Origin of the sequence: Escherichia sp. WS1265, assembly GCF_046487585.1 — a bacterium.
GTDB classification, from domain to species: Bacteria; Pseudomonadota; Gammaproteobacteria; order Enterobacterales; family Enterobacteriaceae; genus Escherichia; species Escherichia coli.
Genome location: NZ_JBJQJE010000009.1, coordinates 38,768 through 60,598, shown reverse-complemented (window position 1 = coordinate 60,598; position 21,831 = coordinate 38,768). Strand labels below are relative to the sequence as shown.

Below are 21,831 nucleotides of genomic sequence, written 5' to 3'. Positions count from 1 at the left end.
GATAAGACGCGGCACTCCGCCACGTCATCAGCAATTTATGAGGATGCAGAACGTCCGGTTAAATCGACGTTCTGCCAAACGCTCCCTGCCAGTCCTGCTCAAACTTCGCCACAGCGGCATCAACCGCCGGATAGCTAATCATCTGTTGTGCCACATCCAGTGGCAGAGTAATTGATTCACATCCTGCCAGTAAGCAGTCCAGCGCCTGACGCGGGGTTTTGAAACTCGCTGCCAGCACTTTCGCCTGCGGCGCATGCATTTTCAATAACTGGTGTAAGTCGGTCACAGTCTGAATGCCGCTACCGCCCTGAGCATCAATACGATTAACGTAAGGCGCAACATATTCCGCACCTGCCAGCGCCGACAGCAGCCCTTGTGCTGCGCCATATACCGCGGTTCCCAGCGTCGGAATCCCTTCCGCTTTTAACATCTTAATAGCTGCCAGCCCCTCGGCGGTCACCGGAACTTTCACCACGATATCCGCAATAATAGAACGCAATTTACGTGCGTCATTCACCATCCCTTCAGCAGTGGTAGCCATTACCTGGGCAAACAGACGCCCCTGACCGCCCATCGCTTCATGAAGTTCCGGAAGCACAACCTCCAGCGGTTTTTTACCCGCGGCGATAATGCTTGGGTTAGTGGTCACACCCGCCAGCGGAAAAATACGTGACAGCGCCTTCACCGCAACAACGTCTGAAGTATCCAGATACAGTTCCATAACCATCCTCAAAATGTACTTTTTGTCTGAATGTAGACTATCACGGGAAAACTCTCTGAACAGTTGACGCACATCAATCTAACTTTCATTCGAAAGTATTTTAATGTTTGAACGAAACAGAGAGACAACTATGATTTTCAATATTCAGCGCTACTCGACCCATGATGGCCCCGGTATCCGCACGGTCGTATTTCTTAAAGGCTGTTCGCTGGGCTGCCGCTGGTGTCAGAACCCGGAAAGCCGCGCCCGCACGCAGGATCTGCTGTATGACGCACGACTGTGTCTGGAAGGCTGCGAGCTGTGCGCTAAGGCCGCGCCGGAAGTGATTGAGCGCGCGCTGAATGGTTTGCTTATTCATCGGGAAAAGTTAACCCCGGAGCATCTAACGGCGTTAACCGACTGCTGCCCGACACAGGCGTTAACCGTGTGTGGTGAAGTGAAAAGCGTTGAGGAGATCATGGCGACCGTTCTGCGCGATAAACCGTTTTACGATCGCAGCGGCGGCGGCTTAACGCTTTCTGGCGGTGAACCGTTTATGCAGCCGGAAATGGCGACGGCGCTACTGCAAGCCAGCCACGAGGCAGGCATTCATACTGCGGTAGAAACCTGTCTGCATGTGCCGTGGAAATATATCGCCCCTTCTCTGCCCTATATCGATCTGTTTCTTGCCGATTTAAAACACGTTGCCGACGCACCGTTTAAACAGTGGACCGACGGTAACGCCGCCAGGGTGCTGGATAACCTGAAAAAACTCGCCGCTGCAGGCAAAAAAATCATTATCCGCGTGCCGCTGATTCAGGGCTTTAATGCCGACGAAACCTCTGTAAAAGCCATTACCGATTTTGCCGCCGACGAGCTGCACGTTGGCGAAATTCATTTCCTGCCCTACCACACGCTGGGCATCAACAAATATTACTTACTTAATCTGCCCTATGACGCCCCGGAAAAACCGCTTGATGCGCCAGAACTGCTCGACTTTGCCCAGCAGTATGCCTGCCAGAAAGGGTTAACCGCGACCTTACGAGGATAACAACCATGACCACACTGAAACTGGACACGCTCAGCGACCGCATTAAAGCGCACAAAAATGCGCTGGTGCATATTGTGAAACCGCCGGTCTGTACCGAGCGCGCGCAGCACTATACTGAGATGTATCAACAACATCTCGATAAGCCGATCCCGGTACGTCGCGCGCTGGCGCTGGCGCATCACCTGGCGAATCGCACCATCTGGATCAAGCACGATGAGTTGATCATTGGCAACCAGGCAAGCGAAGTTCGCGCCGCGCCGATCTTCCCGGAATATACCGTCTCCTGGATCGAAAAAGAGATTGATGATCTGGCAGATCGTCCCGGTGCTGGTTTTGCGGTGAGCGAAGAGAACAAACGCGTTCTGCATGAAGTGTGCCCGTGGTGGCGCGGTCAGACCGTACAGGATCGCTGCTACGGCATGTTTACCGATGAGCAAAAAGGTCTGCTGGCGACCGGCATCATTAAAGCGGAAGGCAATATGACCTCCGGTGATGCGCACCTGGCGGTCAATTTCCCGCTGCTGCTGGAAAAAGGGCTTGATGGTCTGCGCGAGAAAGTAGCGGAACGTCGCTCGCGCATCAACCTGACGGTGCTGGAAGATTTACACGGAGAGCAGTTCCTGAAAGCGATTGATATCGTGCTGGTGGCAGTCAGTGAACACATTGAACGTTTCGCTGCCCTGGCGCGTGAAATGGCCACGACCGAAACCCGCGAAAGCCGTCGCGATGAACTGCTGGCGATGGCAGAAAACTGCGATCTTATCGCCCACCAACCGCCGCAGACTTTCTGGCAGGCGCTGCAACTGTGTTACTTCATCCAGTTGATATTGCAGATCGAATCTAACGGTCACTCGGTATCGTTTGGTCGTATGGACCAGTATCTCTACCCGTACTATCGCCGCGACGTTGAACTGAACCAGACACTGGATCGTGAACACGCCATCGAGATGCTGCATAGCTGCTGGTTAAAATTGCTGGAAGTGAACAAAATCCGCTCCGGCTCGCACTCGAAAGCCTCTGCGGGAAGTCCGCTGTATCAGAACGTCACCATTGGCGGACAAAATCTGGTTGATGGTCAACCAATGGACGCGGTGAATCCACTCTCTTACGCGATCCTCGAATCCTGCGGTCGCCTGCGTTCCACTCAGCCTAACCTCAGCGTGCGTTACCATGCAGGAATGAGCAACGATTTCCTCGACGCCTGCGTACAGGTGATCCGTTGCGGCTTCGGGATGCCGGCGTTCAACAACGACGAAATCGTCATCCCGGAATTTATTAAACTCGGTATTGAACCGCAGGACGCTTACGACTATGCAGCGATTGGTTGTATCGAAACCGCCGTCGGTGGCAAATGGGGCTATCGCTGTACCGGCATGAGCTTTATCAACTTCGCCCGTGTGATGCTGGCGGCGCTGGAAGGCGGTCGTGATGCCACCAGCGGCAAAGTGTTCCTGCCACAAGAAAAAGCGTTGTCGGCAGGTAACTTCAACAACTTCGATGAAGTGATGGACGCGTGGGATACGCAAATCCGTTACTACACCCGCAAATCAATCGAAATTGAGTATGTCGTCGACACCATGCTGGAAGAGAACGTACACGATATTCTCTGCTCGGCGCTGGTGGATGACTGTATTGAGCGAGCGAAAAGTATCAAGCAAGGCGGCGCGAAATATGACTGGGTTTCTGGCCTGCAGGTTGGCATTGCCAACCTCGGCAACAGCCTGGCGGCAGTGAAGAAACTGGTATTTGAACAGGGCGCGATTGGTCAGCAACAGCTGGCTGCCGCACTGGCGAATGACTTCGACGGCCTGACTCATGAGCAGCTGCGTCAGCGGCTGATTAACGGTGCGCCGAAGTACGGCAACGACGATGATACCGTCGATACGCTGCTGGCTCGCGCTTATCAGACCTATATCGACGAACTGAAACAGTACCATAACCCGCGCTACGGTCGTGGTCCGGTTGGCGGCAACTATTACGCGGGTACGTCGTCTATCTCCGCTAACGTACCGTTTGGCGCGCAGACTATGGCAACGCCGGACGGGCGTAAAGCCCACAGCCCGCTGGCAGAAGGCGCAAGCCCGGCTTCCGGTACTGATCATCTTGGCCCTACTGCGGTCATTGGCTCGGTGGGTAAACTGCCTACGGCAGCGATTCTCGGCGGCGTGTTGCTCAACCAGAAACTGAATCCAGCAACACTGGAGAACGAATCTGACAAGCAGAAACTGATGATCCTGCTGCGCACCTTCTTCGAGGTGCATAAAGGCTGGCATATTCAGTACAACATCGTTTCCCGCGAAACGCTGCTGGAAGCGAAAAAACATCCGGATCAGTACCGCGATCTGGTAGTGCGTGTCGCGGGTTATTCCGCCTTCTTCACTGCGCTCTCTCCAGACGCACAGGACGATATCATCGCCCGTACTGAACATATGCTGTAATCTCCTCAGCCCGGCGGCGTCGTCGCCGGGCTAAATCATTCACATCATCAATTTCATCCTTACTTTCATTCGAAATATAATTTGTGCTCTACGTCACATTGTTATTACACTGTTACGGTTTCATTTTCGAGCCAGGAGCACACCTATGAGCGTAAAAGTTATCGTCACAGACATGGACGGTACTTTTCTTAACGACGCCAAAACGTACAACCAACCACGTTTTATGGCGCAATATCAGGAACTGAAAAAGCGCGGCATTAAGTTCGTTGTCGCCAGCGGTAATCAGTATTACCAGCTTATTTCGTTCTTTCCTGAGCTAAAGGATGAGATCTCTTTTGTCGCGGAAAACGGCGCACTGGTTTACGAACATGGCAAGCAACTGTTCCACGGCGAACTGACCCGACATGAATCGCGGATTGTTATTGGCGAGTTGCTAAAAGATAAGCAACTCAATTTTGTCGCCTGCGGTCTGCAAAGTGCATATGTCAGCGAAAACGCCCCCGAAGCATTCGTCGCACTGATGGCAAAACACTACCATCGCCTGAAACCTGTAAAAGATTATCAGGAGATTGACGACGTACTGTTCAAGTTTTCGCTCAACCTGCCGGATGAACAAATCCCGTTAGTGATCGACAAACTGCACGTAGCGCTCGACGGCATTATGAAGCCGGTTACCAGTGGTTTTGGCTTTATCGACCTGATTATTCCTGGCCTGCATAAAGCGAATGGTATTTCGCGGTTACTGAAACGCTGGGATCTGTCACCGCAAAATGTGGTAGCGATTGGCGACAGCGGTAACGATGCGGAGATGCTGAAAATGGCGCGTTATTCCTTTGCGATGGGCAATGCTGCGGAAAACATTAAACAAATCGCCCGTTACGCTACCGATGATAATAATCATGAAGGCGCGCTGAATGTGATTCAGGCGGTGTTGGATAATATCGCTCCTTTCAATAGTTGATCTTCCCCCTGGCCGAAGTGACCACTTCGGCCTCTCTCCTTTTTGCTCGCTTTGTGCACTGACTCAAGATTTTTATCTTGCGTTAACTTATTTTTAACTTAATGTATCAATCGTAATCATTTTACTTTCGAATGAAAGAAGCGAGGTTGATATGACTTTTTCCTGTGAGACGCTGCCCACAGATGCGAAAGCAGCTATCCGAGAGATGAAAGCTGCGCTGCGGGAACAGCTCAGTGATGTGCAACAGGTTTTCGATACACTCTCTGCAAAAATCGAAACGCGTGTTGCTGAAATCGATGCCCTAAAAGCGCAAGGGCTGCCGGTTTGGCCGGAAGTTTCTTATAGTGATATTGCCGCAGGTACAGTAAGCGATGCCACTCGCAATGAAATTAAACGTCGCGGCTGTGCAGTCATAAAAGGCCATTTCCCTCGCGAGCAGGCGATGGCGTGGGATCGTGCCATGCTCGATTATCTTGATATCAATCATTTTGATGATGTTTATAAAGGCCCTGGCGACAGTTTTTTCGGCTCGCTGGAGGCTTCTCGTCCCGAAATCTATCCCATTTACTGGTCGCAAGCACAGATGCAGGCGCGGCAGAGCGAAAACATGGCTGCTGTGCAATCTTTTCTAAACCGACTGTGGACGTCTGAAAGCAACGGCAAACAGTGGTTTAATCCTGATATCAGTGTGATTTATCCAGACAGGATCCGCCGCCGCCCTCCAGGTACTACATCTAAAGGCCTAGGCGCGCATACCGATTCTGGTGCGCTGGAACGGTGGTTATTACCCGCTTATCAGCGCGTTTTTGCCAATGTGTTTAATGGTAATTTCGATGATTACGATCCCTGGGATGCTGCACACCGGACCGATGTCGAAGAGTACACGGTAGATAACACTACAAAATGTTCGGTGTTCCGCACGTTTCAAGGCTGGACGGCGCTCTCTGATATGTTATCGGGTCAGGGATTGTTACATGTGGTGCCTATCCCGGAAGCGATGGCGTATGTTTTATTGCGCCCGCTGCTGGATGACGTACCGGACGATGAACTGTGCGGGGTTGCACCTGGCAAAGTTCTGCCCATTTCAGAGAAATGGCATCCACTACTGCTTAAAGCGCTGACTTCCATTCCCGCGATAACAGCAGGGGATTCCGTCTGGTGGCACTGCGATGTGATTCACTCCGTCGCGCCAGTAGACAATCAACAGGGTTGGGGCAACGTGATGTACATCCCTGCTGCGCCAATGTGCGAGAAAAATCGGGCTTATGCACACAAAGTCAAAATGGCGCTGGAAAAAGGCGCATCACCTGGCGACTTCCCGCGGGAAGATTATGAAGCAAACTGGGAAGGCCGCTTTAAGCTGGAGGATCTGAACATTCACGGTAAGCGAGCGTTGGGCATGGATGTTTGAGAGTTAATGGAAGTGAATTGATGTGGGATTAAGAAAATCGATTCGACGTTACTCAGATTGCTGACAAGTGCGCTTTCTTAATGCCTGATAAGCGTAGCGCATCAGGCTATTTTGCATTTGTCATCAGCCGCCGTCACCCCGACAGTATCGGGGTGACGGATAATAACTTACTCGATCCCTTTACTACGCAGGTAATCTTCGTAATTACCGCTAAAGTCAATAACGCGTTCCGGGGTGATTTCCAGAATGCGGGTCGCCAGGGAGCTTACAAACTCACGGTCGTGTGAAACAAAGATCAGCGTGCCCTGATACAGTTCCAGCGCCATGTTCAGCGACTCAATGGATTCCATATCCAGGTGGTTGGTCGGTTCGTCCATGATCAGAATGTTCGGCTTCTGCATCATTAACTTACCAAACAGCATCCGCCCTTTTTCTCCACCGGAAAGCACTTTCGCTGGCTTTTTGATGTCGTCCTGGCTGAACAGCAAACGACCGAGAATGCTGCGTACCGCCTGCTCGTCATCGCCTTCCTGCTTCCACTGACTCATCCATTCGAACACGGTCAGATCATTTTCGAACTCATATTCGTGGTCCTGGGCGTAGTAACCAATGCGCGCGTTTTCAGACCATTTTACGGTGCCGCTGTCCGGTTGCAGATCGCCCACCAGCGTTTTCAGCAGCGTTGATTTACCGACGCCGTTGGTACCCAGTACCGCCAGTTTTTCACCGACTTCCAGCAGCAGGTTGAGATTTTTAAACAGTGGACCGTTATCAAACCCTTTGGTCAGACCTTCCACTTCCAGCGCGTTACGGAACAGTTTCTTATCCTGTTCAAAACGGATGAACGGATTCTGACGGCTGGAGGCTTTCACCTCTTCCAGTTTGATTTTATCAATCTGGCGCGCGCGCGAAGTTGCCTGGCGAGATTTCGAGGCGTTGGCGCTAAAGCGGCTAACGAAAGATTGCAGCTCAGCAATCTGCGCTTTCTTCTTGGCGTTATCGGCCAGCAGACGTTCACGCGCCTGGGTCGCCGCCGTCATGTACTCATCGTAGTTACCCGGATAAACGCGCAGCTCGCCGTAATCCAGATCCGCCATGTGGGTACAAACCATGTTAAGGAAGTGACGGTCGTGCGAGATGATGATCATGGTGCTGTCACGCTCGTTCAGCACCTGTTCCAGCCAACGAATGGTGTCGATGTCGAGGTTGTTGGTCGGTTCGTCGAGCAGGAGAATGTCCGGATCAGCAAACAGCGCCTGCGCCAGCAGCACACGCAGCTTCCAGCCAGGAGCAACTTCACTCATCGGGCCGTAGTGCTGTTCCACTGGAATTCCCACGCCAAGCAACAGTTCACCGGCGCGAGCTTCCGCAGAGTAACCGTCCATTTCGCCGTATTTCACTTCCAGATCGGCCACTTTATAGCCGTCTTCTTCACTCATTTCCGGCAAAGCATAGATGCGGTCACGCTCCTGCTTCACTTCCCACAACTCTTTATGCCCCATGATCACCGTATCCAGCACAGTGAACTCTTCAAAGGCAAACTGATCCTGACGCAGCTTACCAATGCGCTCGTTGGGATCGAGGGAAACGTTACCCAACGTCGGCTCTAAGTCGCCGCCGAGGATCTTCATAAAGGTGGATTTACCACTACCGTTCGCGCCAATCAGGCCGTAACGGTTGCCGCCGCCGAATTTGACGGAAATGTTTTCAAACAACGGCTTACTGCCGAACTGCATGGTGACGTTACTGGAAACTAACACAGGCGTATCCTGAAAAGAGATATGACAAACCGCGCATTATGCCATAAGTCTGAAAGAAGATCCTGCTCCTCGCTTAAGGTCTACACTCAAGCCAAAGGCAAAAAATGTGATTTCCTACACATCTGATTTCACTGTGAGCTGGAATGAACTTATAATGCGCTTCCAATACTCTAATATTCTCAACCCAATGGCCTGCCAGGCACAAAATCTCGCTTAACATGAATATGAAATTGAAAACATTATTCGCAGCGGCCTTCGCTGTTGTCGGCTTTTGCAGTACCGCCTCTGCGGTAACTTATCCTCTGCCAACCGACGGGAGTCGCCTGGTTGGTCAGAATCAGGTGATCACCATTCCTGAAGGTAACACTCAGCCGCTGGAGTATTTTGCCGCCGAGTACCAGATGGGGCTTTCCAATATGATGGAAGCGAACCCCGGTGTGGATACCTTCCTGCCGAAAGGCGGTACTGTACTGAACATTCCGCAGCAGCTGATCCTGCCGGATACCGTTCATGAAGGCATCGTCATTAACAGTGCAGAGATGCGTCTGTATTACTATCCGAAAGGAACCAACACCGTTATCGTGCTGCCGATCGGCATTGGTCAGTTAGGCAAAGACACGCCTATCAACTGGACCACCAAAGTTGAGCGTAAAAAAGCAGGCCCGACCTGGACGCCAACCGCTAAAATGCACGCAGAGTACCGCGCTGCGGGCGAACCGCTTCCGGCTGTCGTTCCGGCAGGTCCGGATAACCCGATGGGTCTGTATGCACTCTACATCGGTCGCCTGTACGCAATCCATGGCACCAACGCCAACTTCGGTATCGGCCTGCGTGTAAGTCATGGTTGTGTGCGTCTGCGTAACGAAGACATCAAATTCCTGTTCGAGAAAGTACCAGTCGGTACCCGCGTACAGTTTATTGATGAGCCGGTAAAAGCGACTACCGAACCAGACGGCAGCCGTTACATTGAAGTCCATAACCCGCTGTCTACCACCGAAGCCCAGTTTGAAGGTCAGGAAATTGTGCCAATTACCCTGACGAAGAGCGTGCAGACAGTGACCGGTCAGCCAGATGTTGACCAGGTTGTTCTTGATGAAGCGATCAAAAATCGTTCCGGGATGCCGGTTCGTCTGAATTAATCGTCAAAACGTAAAACAAAGGCGGACTCATAATCCGCCTTTTTAATTTGCCAGACCTTATCCCGCCGGGATCATAACCAACAAAACATATCCCACCAGCGCCGCCCACAACAGCATCGGTATTGAATAGAGATGGAAACGCCACCAGATACGGCGATCGTTCGCCATCCGTAACGCAATCAAATTTGCCAGCGATCCGGGTAATAAACCAAAGCCACCCACGTTTACCGCCCATGCCAGTAATAAAGACGGCGGCACATAATTGAGCAGCAAAATCGTGCTCGGCACGTTACTGATCACCTGCGATAAACCGATTGCCGTTAACCATAATCCGGGTTCGGATAAATGACTCACGTTACTTAACACCCCCTGCAAAGCTGGCAGTTGGGTTAGTAAATGGACGTCGATAAACATCGCCATAAACACCAGCAGCAGCGTCCAGTCCACACTGAGCAACACGCGACGTGCCAGCAGCGCAAAGCCCACCGCCACAATCACCAGTCCCCACAGCTCTTGTTTTAACTCCAGCGCCATCAGAAAGACGATATACAGCCCCAGACAACTCCACACCAGCCGCGGTTTCCACTCCGGCGTTTGCGCCCCCGTATGGTATTGCAGCGCCTTTCCAGGGAAACAACACCAGCACAGGAGCAGGAGCGTCAGCATCATTGCGCCAGCCAGTGGTGCCATTTGGGCAATAAATCCGGCAAACGAAAGACCAGAACGTCCCCAGATAAGAATATTTTGCGGGTTGCCAATTGGCGTCAGTAGCGAACCAGCGTTGACTGCCAGCGCTTCAAAAATAATCAGCCGATTAACCGGGATCTCACACAGTCTTTTTAGCGTGATAGTCAGCGGAACAACAATAAACAGCGCGACATCGTTGGTCAGAAAGGTAGAAAGCAGCGCCGCCGCCAGCACCATAAACATCGCCAGCCGACGCTCCGTAGCAAAGCGGCGCACCATTTTGCGCCCCAGCACATCAAAATAACCGCTTAGCTCCACACCTTTAGTCAGCAGCATCAGGCCGCTTAAGGTGATGATGGTGTGCCAGTCGATAGCAGCAGGCCAGGATTTCGGTGCAAAGGGAACAAAAAAACTTAATCCGATGCCAACAAGAATTAATAACTGAAAAAAACGATCGCCTTGCAGCGTGCGTAAAAAAGGCAGGCTCATTTGGCACCGTGTTTCTGGGTAAACAAACGAAAGGCATCCAGCGTCTCTTCACTAACATGGTGCTCCATGCCTTCCGCGTCGCGACGGGCGATTTCCGGACTGACGCCCAACACCAACAAGAAATTTTCGACTATCTGATGTCGCTCGCGGCTTTCCTGCGCCAGTTTCTCTCCTTCTGCCGTTAAAAACACGCCACGCCAGGGGATCATTTCAATCAGCCCCATGGTTGCCAGCCGCTTAAGCATTTTCGCCACCGTCGGTTGCGAAACCCCCAGACGAGCAGCCATGTCCACCTGACGAGCTTCCCCCACTTCCCTGATCAAGTCAGAAATCAGCTCAACGTAATCATCAATAAGCTCGCGCCGATGCGCCTCTCTGACCTGGCGGAACCCTTCAACGTGCTCTTCCACGTTCACTAACTGCGTCACTTTTTTTGCTGTTGGCGTACCTGCGCGACGACTCATTGTGCTTCCTCATTATGGTGACGCATACCTAGCGTTCTCATTTCGTGCGCACATTGTAAACCAGAGTTGCGAAGGTACAAAAAATTAACGTTTTAGCAATAGCTATATAATATAGCCTGTGCTATATCTGTATGTAATGCAATCATCCCTCAAGGATCGACGGGATTAGCAAGTCAGGAGGTCTTATGAATGAGTTCAAGAGGTGTATGCGCGTGTTTAGTCATTCTCCCTTTAAAGTACGGTTAATGCTGCTCTCTATGTTGTGCGATATGGTCAACAACAAACCGCAGCAAGATAAACCTTCCGATAAATAGCGGCGTCGCGGTACGCCGCTTCACTCCTGCTTTTATGCAGGCACAACGCGTTTTGGTCTGAAAAACCCCACTTTTTGTCGGATTTGCAATCCCCTTCGCAAAAGATTTGTTCGTCAGTAGTTGACCTGAACGGCGGCTCGCTCTATCTTCTTGCAGCCCTGCGTATATTGCGGCTCGCGGATGCGGACCCCTTTCCCCTCTTCACGCACTCTTGCAGGTATTGACCCTTGACGCCAGGGTAAGCACATGGCGTTTGTTACGATAGTGGCATATGAATTTAACCCTCAAAGAATCGCTTGTTACCCGTAGCCGGGTATTTAGCCCGTGGACTGCGTTCTACTTTTTACAGTCGCTATTAATTAACCTCGGCTTAGGTTATCCCTTCAGTTTGCTCTACACCGCTGCGTTTACGGCTATTTTGCTTTTGCTATGGCGAACATTGCCTCGCGTACAAAAAGTTCTGGTCGGTGTCAGTTCGCTGGTGGCGGCTTGTTATTTCCCTTTTGCTCAGGCCTACGGCGCGCCTAATTTCAATACATTGCTGGCATTGCACTCCACCAATATGGAAGAGTCGACCGAAATCCTGACGATTTTTCCGTGGTACAGCTACCTGGTCGGCTTATTTATTTTTGCGCTCGGCGTAATAGCAATAAGGCGGAAAAAAGAGAGTGAAAAAGCGCGCTGGAATACCTTCGACAGCCTGTGTCTGGTATTCAGTGTGGCGACATTTTTTGTTGCTCCCATGCAAAACCTGGCCTGGGGCGGCGTATTTAAACTGAAAGATACCGGCTATCCGGTATTTCGTTTTGCTAAGGATGTCATCGTCAATAATAACGAGGTGATTGAAGAGCAAGAACGGATGGCAAAACTTTCCGGAATGAAAGATACCTGGACGGTCACTGCCGTTAAGCCGAAATATCAGACCTATGTGGTGGTGATCGGTGAAAGCGCGCGTCGCGATGCCCTCGGTGCCTTTGGCGGTCACTGGGACAATACCCCGTTTGCCAGCAGTGTTAACGGTTTGATATTTGCTGACTACATTGCCGCCAGTGGCTCCACGCAGAAATCGCTTGGCTTAACGCTCAATCGCGTAGTCGATGGCAAACCACAGTTTCAGGATAACTTTGTCACCCTGGCAAATCGCGCGGGCTTCCAGACCTGGTGGTTTTCCAACCAGGGCCAAATCGGCGAATACGATACCGCCATCGCCAGCATCGCCAAACGAGCAGATGAAGTGTACTTCCTGAAAGAAGGTAATTTTGAAGCAGATAAAAATACGAAAGACGAAGCGTTACTGGATATGACCGCTCAAGTGCTGGCGCAAGAGCACTCGCAACCGCAGCTGATTGTTCTGCATCTGATGGGCTCGCATCCGCAGGCCTGCGACAGGACACAAGGCAAATACGAAACCTTTGTGCAATCGAAAGAAACGTCGTGCTATCTCTATACCATGACGCAAACGGACGATTTACTGCGTAAGCTGTACGATCAGTTACGCAACAGCGGCAGCAGCTTCTCGCTGGTTTACTTTTCTGACCACGGTCTGGCCTTTAAAGAGCGCGGCAAAGACGTGCAATACCTTGCCCATGATGATAAATATCAGCAGAATTTCCAGGTGCCTTTTATGGTCATTTCGAGCGACGATAAAGCGCATCGGGTGATTAAAGCCCGCCGCTCTGCCAATGACTTCTTAGGCTTTTTCTCCCAGTGGACGGGAATTAAAGCGAAGGAAATTAACATCAAATACCCGTTTATATCTGAGAAGAAAGCCGGGCCGATATACATCACCAACTTCCAGTTACAGAAGGTGGATTACAACCATCTCGGAACCGATATTTTCGACCCGAAACCTTAAAAACAAAAATCCGCCCCGAGAGGCGGATTTTTTATATCACCGAAGTGATTAGAAGCGGTAACCAACACCGGCAATCCAGGTGCCTACGTCAACGCTACGAATACGGCTCTGCTCGTAAGAGAAGTCCAGAGCAACGTTTTCCATCGGGTTGAACTGCAGACCAGCACCGTAGGAGAAACCGTAGTCGCTGGTGTCGTGTTTGTAGGTCGGGTATTCAGTGGTCTGGAATTTACCATAACCCACACCCACTACACCGTAGATGCTTGCCCAGTCGTTAATGCGGTAAGCCGGACCAGCAGTGATGCCGTAGTACTGGTTTTTGTTGTAGTCACCAGAGCTTGCAGTACGGCTTTTCTCGGTGTAAGTGAAAGAACCGATCACACCCAGCGGGCTGTTGTCTTCTTCATAGCGGTATTTCAGGTTGAAACCGCCCATTTTGTTCATTTGGCCCTGAGCGTCGCTCTGTGCGTAACCGCCAGTTACGGTAGAAGTCGCAGCTACGGAAGTACCTGCGGTGAAAGCCAGAACTGCGGCCAGTGCTGAAAGACATGCAATTTTTTTCATAACCACCTCAAATGTGATTCAAATAAGTCCTAAGTTTTAAATATATCAAAAATTAATGGGAAACTCTTCGCGATTTGTGATGTCTAACGGGCCATTTCATGTAACAGAACGTTTCCATACACCGCTATCCATCTAAATTTAAATCACTTTTTCAGAGAACTGCGTAAGTATTACGCATGTTTTCCCTGTCATTCATCCAGATTATTCCTAATCACCAGACTAATGATTCCATCAATCCTGGCGCATTTTAGTCAAAACGGGGGAAAATTTTTTCAACAAATGCTCAACCAGCATTGGGTATATCCAGTACACTCCACGCTTTACTTAGGTTTAGATATTTGTGGGAGAAAGGATGCCTGGTTCATTACGTAAAATGCCGGTCTGGTTACCAATAGTCATATTGCTCGTTGCCATGGCGTCTATTCAGGGTGGAGCCTCGTTAGCTAAGTCACTTTTTCCTCTGGTGGGCGCACCGGGTGTCACTGCGCTGCGTCTGGCATTAGGAACGCTGATCCTCATCGCGTTCTTTAAGCCATGGCGACTGCGCTTTGCCAAAGAGCAGCGGTTACCGCTATTGTTTTACGGCGTTTCGCTGGGGGGGATGAATTATCTTTTTTATCTTTCTATTCAGACGGTACCGCTGGGTATTGCGGTGGCGCTGGAGTTCACCGGACCACTGGCGGTGGCGCTGTTCTCTTCTCGTCGCCCGGTAGATTTCGTCTGGGTTGTTCTGGCGGTTCTTGGTCTGTGGTTCCTGCTACCGCTGGGGCAAGACGTTTCCCATGTCGATTTAACCGGCTGTGCGCTGGCTCTGGGGGCCGGGGCTTGTTGGGCTATTTACATTTTAAGTGGGCAACGCGCAGGAGCGGAACATGGCCCTGCGACGGTGGCAATTGGTTCGTTGATTGCAGCGTTAATTTTCGTGCCAATTGGAGCGCTTCAGGCTGGTGAAGCACTCTGGCACTGGTCGGTTATTCCATTGGGTCTGGCGGTCGCTATTCTCTCGACCGCTCTGCCTTATTCGCTGGAAATGATTGCCCTCACCCGTTTGCCAACACGGACATTTGGTACGCTGATGAGCATGGAACCGGCGCTGGCTGCCGTTTCCGGGATGATTTTCCTCGGAGAAACACTGACACCCATACAGCTGCTGGCGCTCGGCGCTATCATCGCCGCTTCAATGGGGTCTACGCTGACAGTACGCAAAGAGAGCAAAATAAAAGAATTAGACATTAATTAAATTTACATTTCTGCATGGTTATGCATAACCATGCAGAATTTCTCGCTACTTTTCCTCTACACCGTCTTTATATATCGAATTATGCAAAAGCATATTTATTCCGAAAATTCCTGGCGAGCCAATAAATAAGAATTGTTCTTATCAATATAACTAACCCATTGAATTTTTATTAGTTTTGTTTTTCACGCTTGTTACCACTATTAGTGTGATAGGAACAGCCAGAATAGCGGAACACATAGCCGGTGCTATACTTAGTCTCGTTAATTACTGGGACATAACATCAAGAGGATATGAAATTATGAGTACCGCTAAATTAGTTAAATCAAAAGCGACCAATCTGCTTTATACCCGCAACGATGTCTCCGACAGCGAGAAAAAAGCAACAGTAGAGTTGCTGAATCGCCAGGTTATCCAGTTTATTGATCTTTCTTTGATTACCAAACAAGCGCACTGGAACATGCGCGGCGCTAACTTCATTGCCGTACATGAAATGCTGGATGGCTTCCGCACCGCACTGATCGATCATCTGGATACCATGGCAGAACGTGCAGTGCAGCTGGGCGGTGTAGCTCTGGGGACCACTCAAGTTATCAACAGCAAAACTCCGCTGAAAAGTTACCCGCTGGACATCCACAACGTTCAGGATCACCTGAAAGAGCTGGCTGACCGTTACGCAATCGTCGCTAATGACGTACGCAAAGCGATTGGCGAAGCGAAAGATGACGACACCGCAGATATCCTGACCGCCGCGTCTCGCGACCTGGATAAATTCCTGTGGTTTATCGAGTCTAACATCGAATAAATCCATCGCTGATGGTGCAGAACTTTAGTACCCGATAAAAGCGGCTTCCTGACAGGAGGCCGTTTTGTTTTGCAGCCCGCCTCAACGCACTTATTTAGTGCATCCATCTGCTATCTCCAGCTGATTAAGTAAATTTTTTGTATCCACATCATCACACAATCGTTACATAAAGATTGTTTTTTCATCAGGTTTTACGCTAAATAATCACTGTGTTGAGTGCACAATTTTAGCGCACCAGTTTGGTGCCCCAGAATGGTGCATCTTCAGGGTATTGCCCTATAAATCGTGCATCACGTTTTTACCGCATCTCGATAAATCAATGAGTTGCAAAACTGGCACGATTTTTTCATATATGTGAATGTCACGCAGGGGATCGTCCCGTGGATAGAAAAAAGGAAATGCTATGAAGTCTGTATTAAAAGTTTCACTGGCTGCACTGACCCTGGCTTTTGCGGTTTCTTCTCATGCCGCGGATAAAAAATTAGTTGTCGCGACGGATACCGCCTTCGTTCCGTTTGAATTTAAACAGGGCGATAAATACGTGGGCTTTGACGTTGATCTGTGGGCTGCCATCGCTAAAGAGCTGAAGCTGGATTACGAACTGAAGCCGATGGATTTCAGTGGGATCATTCCGGCACTGCAAACCAAAAACGTCGATCTGGCGCTGGCGGGCATCACCATTACCGACGAGCGTAAAAAAGCGATCGATTTCTCTGACGGCTACTACAAAAGCGGCCTGTTAGTGATGGTGAAAGCTAACAATAACGATGTGAAAAGCGTGAAAGATCTCGACGGGAAAGTGGTTGCAGTGAAGAGCGGCACTGGCTCCGTTGATTACGCGAAAGCAAACATCAAAACTAAAGATCTGCGTCAGTTCCCGAACATTGATAACGCCTATATGGAACTGGGCACCAACCGCGCAGATGCCGTTCTGCACGATACGCCAAACATTCTGTACTTCATCAAAACCGCCGGTAACGGTCAGTTCAAAGCGGTAGGTGACTCTCTGGAAGCACAGCAATACGGTATTGCGTTCCCGAAAGGTAGCGACGAGCTGCGTGACAAAGTCAACGGCGCGTTGAAAACCCTGCGCGAGAACGGAACTTACAACGAAATCTACAAAAAATGGTTCGGTACTGAACCGAAATAATAACGCTACGCCTGTAAAGCGCACTGGCAGTTCCCTCTCCCCGCCGGGGAGAGGATTAGGGTGAGGGGCGCAAACCCGCTCCGAGGCCATTAATTACCCTGAATTTGATTATTTACACCACGGTAACAGGAACAACATATGCAGTTTGACTGGAGTGCCATCTGGCCTGCCATTCCGCTTCTGATTGAAGGTGCCAAAATGACCCTGTGGATTTCGGTCCTCGGTTTGGCTGGCGGTCTGGTGATCGGATTGCTGGCAGGTTTTGCACGCACCTTCGGTGGTTGGATAGCCAACCACGTCGCGCTGGTCTTTATTGAAGTGATCCGCGGCACACCTATCGTCGTCCAGGTGATGTTTATCTATTTCGCCCTGCCGATGGCGTTTAACGACTTACGCATCGACCCGTTTACTGCGGCGGTGGTCACCATCATGATCAACTCCGGCGCGTACATTGCGGAAATCACGCGTGGTGCGGTGCTGTCTATTCACAAAGGTTTTCGTGAAGCAGGACTGGCGCTCGGTCTTTCACGTTGGGAAACCATTCGCTACGTCATTTTACCGCTGGCACTGCGTCGTATGCTGCCGCCGCTGGGTAACCAGTGGATCATCAGCATTAAAGACACCTCGCTGTTTATTGTTATCGGCGTGGCGGAACTGACCCGTCAGGGGCAAGAAATTATTGCCGGTAACTTCCGCGCCCTTGAGATCTGGAGCGCCGTGGCGGTGTTCTATCTGATTATTACCCTGGTGCTGAGCTTTATTCTGCGTCGTCTGGAAAGAAGGATGAAAATCCTGTGATTGAATTTAAAAACGTCTCCAAGCATTTTGGTCCAACCCAGGTGCTGCACAATATCGATTTGAACATTGCTCAGGGCGAAGTCGTGGTGATTATCGGGCCGTCCGGTTCCGGTAAATCGACCCTGCTGCGCTGCATCAACAAACTGGAAGAAATCACCTCCGGCGATCTGATTGTCGATGGCCTGAAGGTTAACGATCCGAAAGTTGACGAGCGCCTGATTCGCCAGGAAGCAGGTATGGTGTTCCAGCAGTTTTACCTCTTCCCGCATCTGACGGCGCTGGAAAACGTCATGTTTGGTCCGCTACGCGTGCGTGGCGCGAACAAAGAAGAGGCGGAAAAACTGGCACGTGAGCTGCTGGCGAAAGTCGGTCTGGCAGAACGTGCACATCACTACCCTTCCGAACTTTCTGGTGGTCAACAGCAGCGTGTGGCCATCGCCCGCGCGCTGGCGGTGAAGCCGAAAATGATGCTGTTTGATGAACCGACTTCCGCTCTTGACCCGGAACTGCGCCATGAAGTGCTGAAGGTTATGCAGGATCTGGCTGAAGAAGGGATGACGATGGTGATCGTGACACACGAAATCGGTTTTGCCGAGAAAGTAGCTTCGCGCCTGATCTTTATCGACAAAGGCCGGATTGCGGAAGATGGCGATCCGCAGGTGTTGATCAAGAACCCACCGAGCCAGCGCTTGCAGGAATTTTTGCAGCACGTCTCTTAACTTCTCAGCCTCCCTTTCCCCCGAAAGGGAGGCACACCAGATTCCTCTCATTTAAAATCGCCCCTCCCCCAGCATCTATACTTATCTTTTTGCTCTGTTTTCTCACTGGAGGAGTCATGCGGTGGATCCTGTTCATCCTCTTCTGCCTGCTGGGCGCACCTGCCCACGCGGTATCCATACCCGGCGTTACAACCACAACGACAACGGACTCAACGACTGAACCGGCCCCGGAACCGGATATCGAACAAAAAAAAGCGGCCTATGGCGCACTGGCGGATGTGCTGGATAATGACACCTCGCGTAAAGAGTTGATCGACCAGTTGCGCACCGTCGCCGCGACGCCCCCTGCGGAACCCGTACCGAAGATCGTGCCGCCGACGCTGGTTGAAGAGCAAACCGTGCTGCAAAAAGTCACCGAAGTCAGCCGCCATTATGGTGAAGCCCTTTCCGCCCGCTTCGGACAACTTTATCGCAATATCACCGGCTCCCCGCATAAGCCGTTTAATCCACAAACCTTCAGCAATGCGTTGACCCATTTTTCAATGTTAGCGGTATTAGTGTTTGGTTTTTACTGGCTGATTCGCCTGTGCGCACTTCCGCTGTATCGCAAAATGGGCCAGTGGGCGCGGCAAAAAAATCGTGAGCGCAGTAACTGGTTGCAGCTTCCGGCGATGATTATCGGGGCGTTTATTATCGACCTGCTATTACTGGCACTGACATTATTTGTCGGTCAGGTTTTAAGCGACAACCTGAATGCGGGCAGTCGCACCATCGCTTTCCAACAAAGTTTGTTTCTCAGCGCCTTTGCCCTGATTGAATTTTTCAAAGCCGTACTACGCCTGATTTTTTGCCCAAACGTGGCGGAACTGCGCCCGTTCACGATTCATGACGAGACCGCCCGTTACTGGAGTCGTCGCCTGAGCTGGTTAAGCAGCCTGATTGGCTATGGCCTGATTGTCGCCGTGCCGATTATCTCTAATCAGGTGAATGTACAGATAGGTGCGCTGGCGAACGTCATCATTATGCTGTGCATGACCGTCTGGGCGTTGTACCTGATCTTTCGTAATAAAAAAGAGATTACCCAGCATTTGCTCAACTTCGCGGAGCATTCGCTGGCCTTTTTCAGCCTGTTTATCCGCGCCTTTGCGCTGGTGTGGCACTGGCTGGCAAGTGCCTATTTTATCGTGCTGTTTTTCTTTTCGTTGTTCGATCCGGGCAACAGCCTGAAATTTATGATGGGTGCAACGGTGCGCAGCCTGGCGATTATTGGTATCGCAGCATTTGTTTCCGGTATGTTTTCCCGCTGGCTGGCGAAAACCATCACCCTCTCGCCACATACTCAGCGTAACTATCCGGAGCTACAAAAACGGTTGAATGGCTGGCTGTCGGCGGCGCTGAAAACGGCGCGTATTCTGACAGTCTGCGTGGCGGTAATGCTGCTGTTGAGCGCATGGGGATTGTTCGATTTCTGGAACTGGCTGCAAAACGGTGCGGGGCAGAAAACCGTAGATATCCTGATCCGTATCGCACTCATTCTTTTCTTCTCGGCGGTTGGCTGGACAGTGCTCGCCAGTTTGATCGAAAACCGGCTGGCTTCGGATATTCATGGCCGCCCGCTACCCAGCGCCCGTACGCGTACCCTGCTGACGCTGTTTCGTAACGCGCTGGCGGTGATTATCAGTACCATCACCATCATGATTGTGTTGTCGGAAATCGGCGTTAATATCGCGCCATTGCTGGCAGGTGCCGGGGCATTAGGTCTGGCTATCTCTTTTGGTTCGCAAACGCTGGTGAAAGATATTATCACCGGGGTATTTATTCAGTTTGAAAACGGCATGAACACTGGAGATTTGGTGACTATCGGGCCGTTGACCGGCACTGTGGAACGGATGTCGATTCGCTCCGTGGGCGTACGCCAGGATACCGGGGCGTATCACATCATTCCGTGGTCTTCGATAACCACCTTTGCTAACTTTGTCCGCGGCATTGGTTCGGTAGTGGCAAATTATGATGTTGATCGCCATGAAGATGCTGATAAAGCCAATCAGGCACTGAAAGATGCGGTAGCGGAATTAATGGAAAACGAAGAAATTCGTGGGCTGATTATTGGTGAACCGAATTTTGCCGGGATTGTCGGCTTAAGCAATACCGCGTTTACACTGCGTGTTTCGTTCACCACGCTGCCACTCAAACAGTGGACGGTACGCTTTGCCCTCGACAGCCAGGTGAAAAAACATTTCGACCTGGCGGGCGTTCGCGCGCCGGTACAGACTTATCAGGTGCTGCCTGCTCCGGGCGCGGCCCCGGCTGAACCGCTGCCGCCGGGGGAGCCAACGCTTTAACGCTGGCGATTGACAAAACGGCGGCGCTGCTCGTCGTTCATAAAGGTCCAGGCAATAAAGCGACTCTGCTTTTGCCCCTGGGCCATCTCTTTTTTAACCACTTTCACCGCGCCCACGTCCGTCAGAGCACGATACAACGGCGGCAAGTTTTCGCCACGAGATACCAGCGAGGTAAACCACATCACCTGCTTCGCGAAGCCTTTGCTCTCTTCAATCATCTTTTTGATAAAAGCGACTTCACCGCCTTCACACCACAACTCCTGTTGCTGACCACCAAAGTTCAGTACATCGTCTTTGTTCAGCCCCAAGTTACGGCGTTTACGTTCACTACCTGCCCGTGCCGCAGCGGCGGAATCGTGGAATGGCGGGTTACACAAGGTCGCGTCGTATTGCTCGTTTTTATGGATGATGCCGTTAAAAATCGCCCCACTCTCTTTTTGCCGACGCAGACGAATGGCGCGGTTAAGCCCCGGATTAGCACTGATGATCGCCTGCGCACTGCTTAACGCCTGGCTGCTGGTTTCACTACCAGTAAAACGCCAGCCATATTCATGTACGCCAATCAGCGGATAAATACAGTTCGCACCAACGCCGATATCCAGAATGCTGGCATTCGCTGGAATTGTTCCGCTTGCTTCAGCCAGTAAATCGGCAAGGTGATGAATATAATCCGCCCGGCCCGGTACTGGCGGGCAGAGAAAACCGTCCGGGATATCCCAGTTCGCTACGGCGTAAAAATGGGCCAGCAACGCCTTATTGAGCGCCTTCACCGCCAGCGGATTGGCAAAGTCTACGCTTTGCTCCCCGGCGGGTGTAAGCGTGAGGAATTGACTGAGTTCAGGATTGACCTGACAAAGCGTGGCGAGATCGTAGCGGCTGTGATGACGGTTGCGCGGATGCAACCCCGGTTTCTGGGCGGACATAGCATTCTCCTTTAAGCAGCGGCG

At 51.1% G+C, this 21,831-nt stretch carries 20 protein-coding genes; 13 read left to right on the top strand and 7 right to left on the bottom strand.

The window, feature by feature from the left end; translation table 11 throughout:
• Positions 1-58: 58 nt before the first annotated feature.
• A complete protein-coding gene (gene fsa / locus ACJHX3_RS10915) occupies positions 59-721 on the bottom strand; it encodes a fructose-6-phosphate aldolase (RefSeq protein WP_001305948.1) in 663 nt (220 codons plus the stop codon).
• 130 nt (positions 722-851) lie between these two features.
• Between fsa and ACJHX3_RS10910 the strand changes: the two genes are divergently transcribed.
• The 4 genes from ACJHX3_RS10910 (at position 852) to ACJHX3_RS10895 (ending at position 6,561) form a co-directional block, all read left to right on the top strand.
• On the top strand, positions 852-1,751 hold the full coding sequence (locus ACJHX3_RS10910; RefSeq protein ID WP_001469062.1) for a glycyl-radical enzyme activating protein: 900 nt from the start codon (positions 852-854) through the stop codon (positions 1,749-1,751).
• Between the two features lie 5 nt (positions 1,752-1,756).
• A complete protein-coding gene (locus ACJHX3_RS10905) occupies positions 1,757-4,189 on the top strand; it encodes a glycyl radical protein (RefSeq protein WP_024216624.1) in 2,433 nt (810 codons plus the stop codon).
• A 145-nt stretch (positions 4,190-4,334) separates the two neighbouring features.
• A complete protein-coding gene (gene ybiV / locus ACJHX3_RS10900) occupies positions 4,335-5,150 on the top strand; it encodes a sugar-phosphatase YbiV (protein WP_000114271.1) in 816 nt (271 codons plus the stop codon).
• Positions 5,151-5,301: 151 nt separating this feature from the next.
• Positions 5,302-6,561: a DUF1479 domain-containing protein gene (locus tag ACJHX3_RS10895; protein ID WP_024043944.1), complete on the top strand. Its 1,260-nt coding sequence runs from the start codon at positions 5,302-5,304 to the stop codon at positions 6,559-6,561.
• A 167-nt stretch (positions 6,562-6,728) separates the two neighbouring features.
• On the opposite strand, the gene ACJHX3_RS10890 is transcribed toward ACJHX3_RS10895, so the two are convergent.
• Positions 6,729-8,321: an ABC-F family ATPase gene (locus ACJHX3_RS10890; RefSeq protein ID WP_000961458.1), complete on the bottom strand. Its 1,593-nt coding sequence runs from the start codon at positions 8,319-8,321 to the stop codon at positions 6,729-6,731.
• Between the two features lie 218 nt (positions 8,322-8,539).
• On the opposite strand from ACJHX3_RS10890, the gene ldtB reads away from it, so the two are divergent.
• A complete protein-coding gene (gene ldtB / locus ACJHX3_RS10885) occupies positions 8,540-9,460 on the top strand; it encodes a L,D-transpeptidase (RefSeq protein WP_001056384.1) in 921 nt (306 codons plus the stop codon).
• A gap of 57 nt (positions 9,461-9,517) precedes the next feature.
• Here ldtB and ACJHX3_RS10880 read toward each other — a convergent pair whose 3' ends face one another.
• Together ACJHX3_RS10880 and mntR are read right to left on the bottom strand one after the other, a co-directional pair.
• Positions 9,518-10,636 (bottom strand): anion transporter, encoded by a 1,119-nt coding sequence (locus ACJHX3_RS10880; protein WP_000056420.1) that lies wholly within the window; start codon positions 10,634-10,636, stop codon positions 9,518-9,520.
• Entirely contained in the window at positions 10,633-11,100 is a 468-nt protein-coding gene (gene mntR, locus ACJHX3_RS10875) for a manganese-binding transcriptional regulator MntR (RefSeq protein ID WP_000091016.1), read from the bottom strand. The genes ACJHX3_RS10880 and mntR overlap by 4 nt, the downstream gene beginning before the upstream one ends.
• Before the next feature lie 185 nt (positions 11,101-11,285).
• On the opposite strand from mntR, the gene mntS reads away from it, so the two are divergent.
• Complete coding sequence (mntS, locus tag ACJHX3_RS10870; RefSeq protein ID WP_001001761.1) at positions 11,286-11,414, top strand: manganase accumulation protein MntS; 129 nt, start codon at positions 11,286-11,288, stop codon at positions 11,412-11,414.
• A gap of 271 nt (positions 11,415-11,685) precedes the next feature.
• On the top strand, positions 11,686-13,269 hold the full coding sequence (gene opgE / locus ACJHX3_RS10865; RefSeq protein ID WP_001054690.1) for a phosphoethanolamine transferase: 1,584 nt from the start codon (positions 11,686-11,688) through the stop codon (positions 13,267-13,269).
• 48 nt (positions 13,270-13,317) lie between these two features.
• Here the strand turns inward: opgE and ompX are convergent, their stop codons facing one another.
• Both ompX and ACJHX3_RS10855 read right to left on the bottom strand, forming a co-directional pair.
• On the bottom strand, positions 13,318-13,833 hold the full coding sequence (gene ompX, locus ACJHX3_RS10860; RefSeq protein ID WP_001295296.1) for an outer membrane protein OmpX: 516 nt from the start codon (positions 13,831-13,833) through the stop codon (positions 13,318-13,320).
• A 52-nt stretch (positions 13,834-13,885) separates the two neighbouring features.
• Entirely contained in the window at positions 13,886-13,951 is a 66-nt protein-coding gene (locus ACJHX3_RS10855) for a protein YliM (protein ID WP_120795379.1), read from the bottom strand.
• A 234-nt stretch (positions 13,952-14,185) separates the two neighbouring features.
• Between ACJHX3_RS10855 and rhtA the strand changes: the two genes are divergently transcribed.
• The 6 genes from rhtA (at position 14,186) to ybiO (ending at position 20,884) form a co-directional block, all read left to right on the top strand.
• Entirely contained in the window at positions 14,186-15,073 is an 888-nt protein-coding gene (gene rhtA, locus ACJHX3_RS10850) for a threonine/homoserine exporter RhtA (protein WP_001295297.1), read from the top strand.
• Between the two features lie 298 nt (positions 15,074-15,371).
• The gene (gene dps, locus ACJHX3_RS10845) at positions 15,372-15,875 is read left to right on the top strand and encodes a DNA starvation/stationary phase protection protein Dps (RefSeq protein ID WP_000100800.1); all 504 of its coding nucleotides are present in this window, start codon (positions 15,372-15,374) and stop codon (positions 15,873-15,875) included.
• 403 nt (positions 15,876-16,278) lie between these two features.
• Entirely contained in the window at positions 16,279-17,025 is a 747-nt protein-coding gene (glnH, locus tag ACJHX3_RS10840) for a glutamine ABC transporter substrate-binding protein GlnH (RefSeq protein WP_000843866.1), read from the top strand.
• 138 nt (positions 17,026-17,163) lie between these two features.
• Positions 17,164-17,823: a glutamine ABC transporter permease GlnP gene (gene glnP, locus ACJHX3_RS10835; RefSeq protein WP_001159065.1), complete on the top strand. Its 660-nt coding sequence runs from the start codon at positions 17,164-17,166 to the stop codon at positions 17,821-17,823.
• Positions 17,820-18,542, top strand: coding sequence for a glutamine ABC transporter ATP-binding protein GlnQ (gene glnQ / locus ACJHX3_RS10830; protein WP_000569080.1), 723 nt, complete (start codon positions 17,820-17,822; stop codon positions 18,540-18,542). The genes glnP and glnQ overlap by 4 nt, the downstream gene beginning before the upstream one ends.
• A gap of 116 nt (positions 18,543-18,658) precedes the next feature.
• On the top strand, positions 18,659-20,884 hold the full coding sequence (gene ybiO, locus ACJHX3_RS10825) for a mechanosensitive channel protein (RefSeq protein WP_001522669.1): 2,226 nt from the start codon (positions 18,659-18,661) through the stop codon (positions 20,882-20,884).
• Here the strand turns inward: ybiO and rlmF are convergent.
• Positions 20,881-21,807, bottom strand: a complete 927-nt coding sequence (gene rlmF / locus ACJHX3_RS10820) for a 23S rRNA (adenine(1618)-N(6))-methyltransferase RlmF (RefSeq protein WP_024043945.1) — start codon at positions 21,805-21,807, stop codon at positions 20,881-20,883. The two genes, ybiO and rlmF, sit on opposite strands and share 4 nt — an antisense overlap.
• Between the last annotated feature and the right edge of the window lie 24 nt (positions 21,808-21,831).

Bases quoted from the DNA above. Each gene is read 5' to 3' on its own strand.
- ldtB (WP_001056384.1), top strand. From the start codon at position 8,540: ATGAATATGAAATTGAAAACATTATTCGCAGCGGCCTTCGCTGTTGTC.
- mntR (WP_000091016.1), bottom strand. From the start codon at position 11,100: ATGAGTCGTCGCGCAGGTACGCCAACAGCAAAAAAAGTGACGCAGTTA.
- opgE (WP_001054690.1), top strand. From the start codon at position 11,686: ATGAATTTAACCCTCAAAGAATCGCTTGTTACCCGTAGCCGGGTATTT.
- ompX (WP_001295296.1), bottom strand. From the start codon at position 13,833: ATGAAAAAAATTGCATGTCTTTCAGCACTGGCCGCAGTTCTGGCTTTC.
- rlmF (WP_024043945.1), bottom strand. From the start codon at position 21,807: ATGTCCGCCCAGAAACCGGGGTTGCATCCGCGCAACCGTCATCACAGC.
- ACJHX3_RS10910 (WP_001469062.1), top strand. From the start codon at position 852: ATGATTTTCAATATTCAGCGCTACTCGACCCATGATGGCCCCGGTATC.
- mntS (WP_001001761.1), top strand. From the start codon at position 11,286: ATGAATGAGTTCAAGAGGTGTATGCGCGTGTTTAGTCATTCTCCCTTT.
- ACJHX3_RS10880 (WP_000056420.1), bottom strand. From the start codon at position 10,636: ATGAGCCTGCCTTTTTTACGCACGCTGCAAGGCGATCGTTTTTTTCAG.
- ACJHX3_RS10895 (WP_024043944.1), top strand. From the start codon at position 5,302: ATGACTTTTTCCTGTGAGACGCTGCCCACAGATGCGAAAGCAGCTATC.
- ACJHX3_RS10905 (WP_024216624.1), top strand. From the start codon at position 1,757: ATGACCACACTGAAACTGGACACGCTCAGCGACCGCATTAAAGCGCAC.
- dps (WP_000100800.1), top strand. From the start codon at position 15,372: ATGAGTACCGCTAAATTAGTTAAATCAAAAGCGACCAATCTGCTTTAT.
- ybiV (WP_000114271.1), top strand. From the start codon at position 4,335: ATGAGCGTAAAAGTTATCGTCACAGACATGGACGGTACTTTTCTTAAC.
- glnH (WP_000843866.1), top strand. From the start codon at position 16,279: ATGAAGTCTGTATTAAAAGTTTCACTGGCTGCACTGACCCTGGCTTTT.
- ybiO (WP_001522669.1), top strand. From the start codon at position 18,659: ATGCGGTGGATCCTGTTCATCCTCTTCTGCCTGCTGGGCGCACCTGCC.
- rhtA (WP_001295297.1), top strand. From the start codon at position 14,186: ATGCCTGGTTCATTACGTAAAATGCCGGTCTGGTTACCAATAGTCATA.
- fsa (WP_001305948.1), bottom strand. From the start codon at position 721: ATGGAACTGTATCTGGATACTTCAGACGTTGTTGCGGTGAAGGCGCTG.
- glnP (WP_001159065.1), top strand. From the start codon at position 17,164: ATGCAGTTTGACTGGAGTGCCATCTGGCCTGCCATTCCGCTTCTGATT.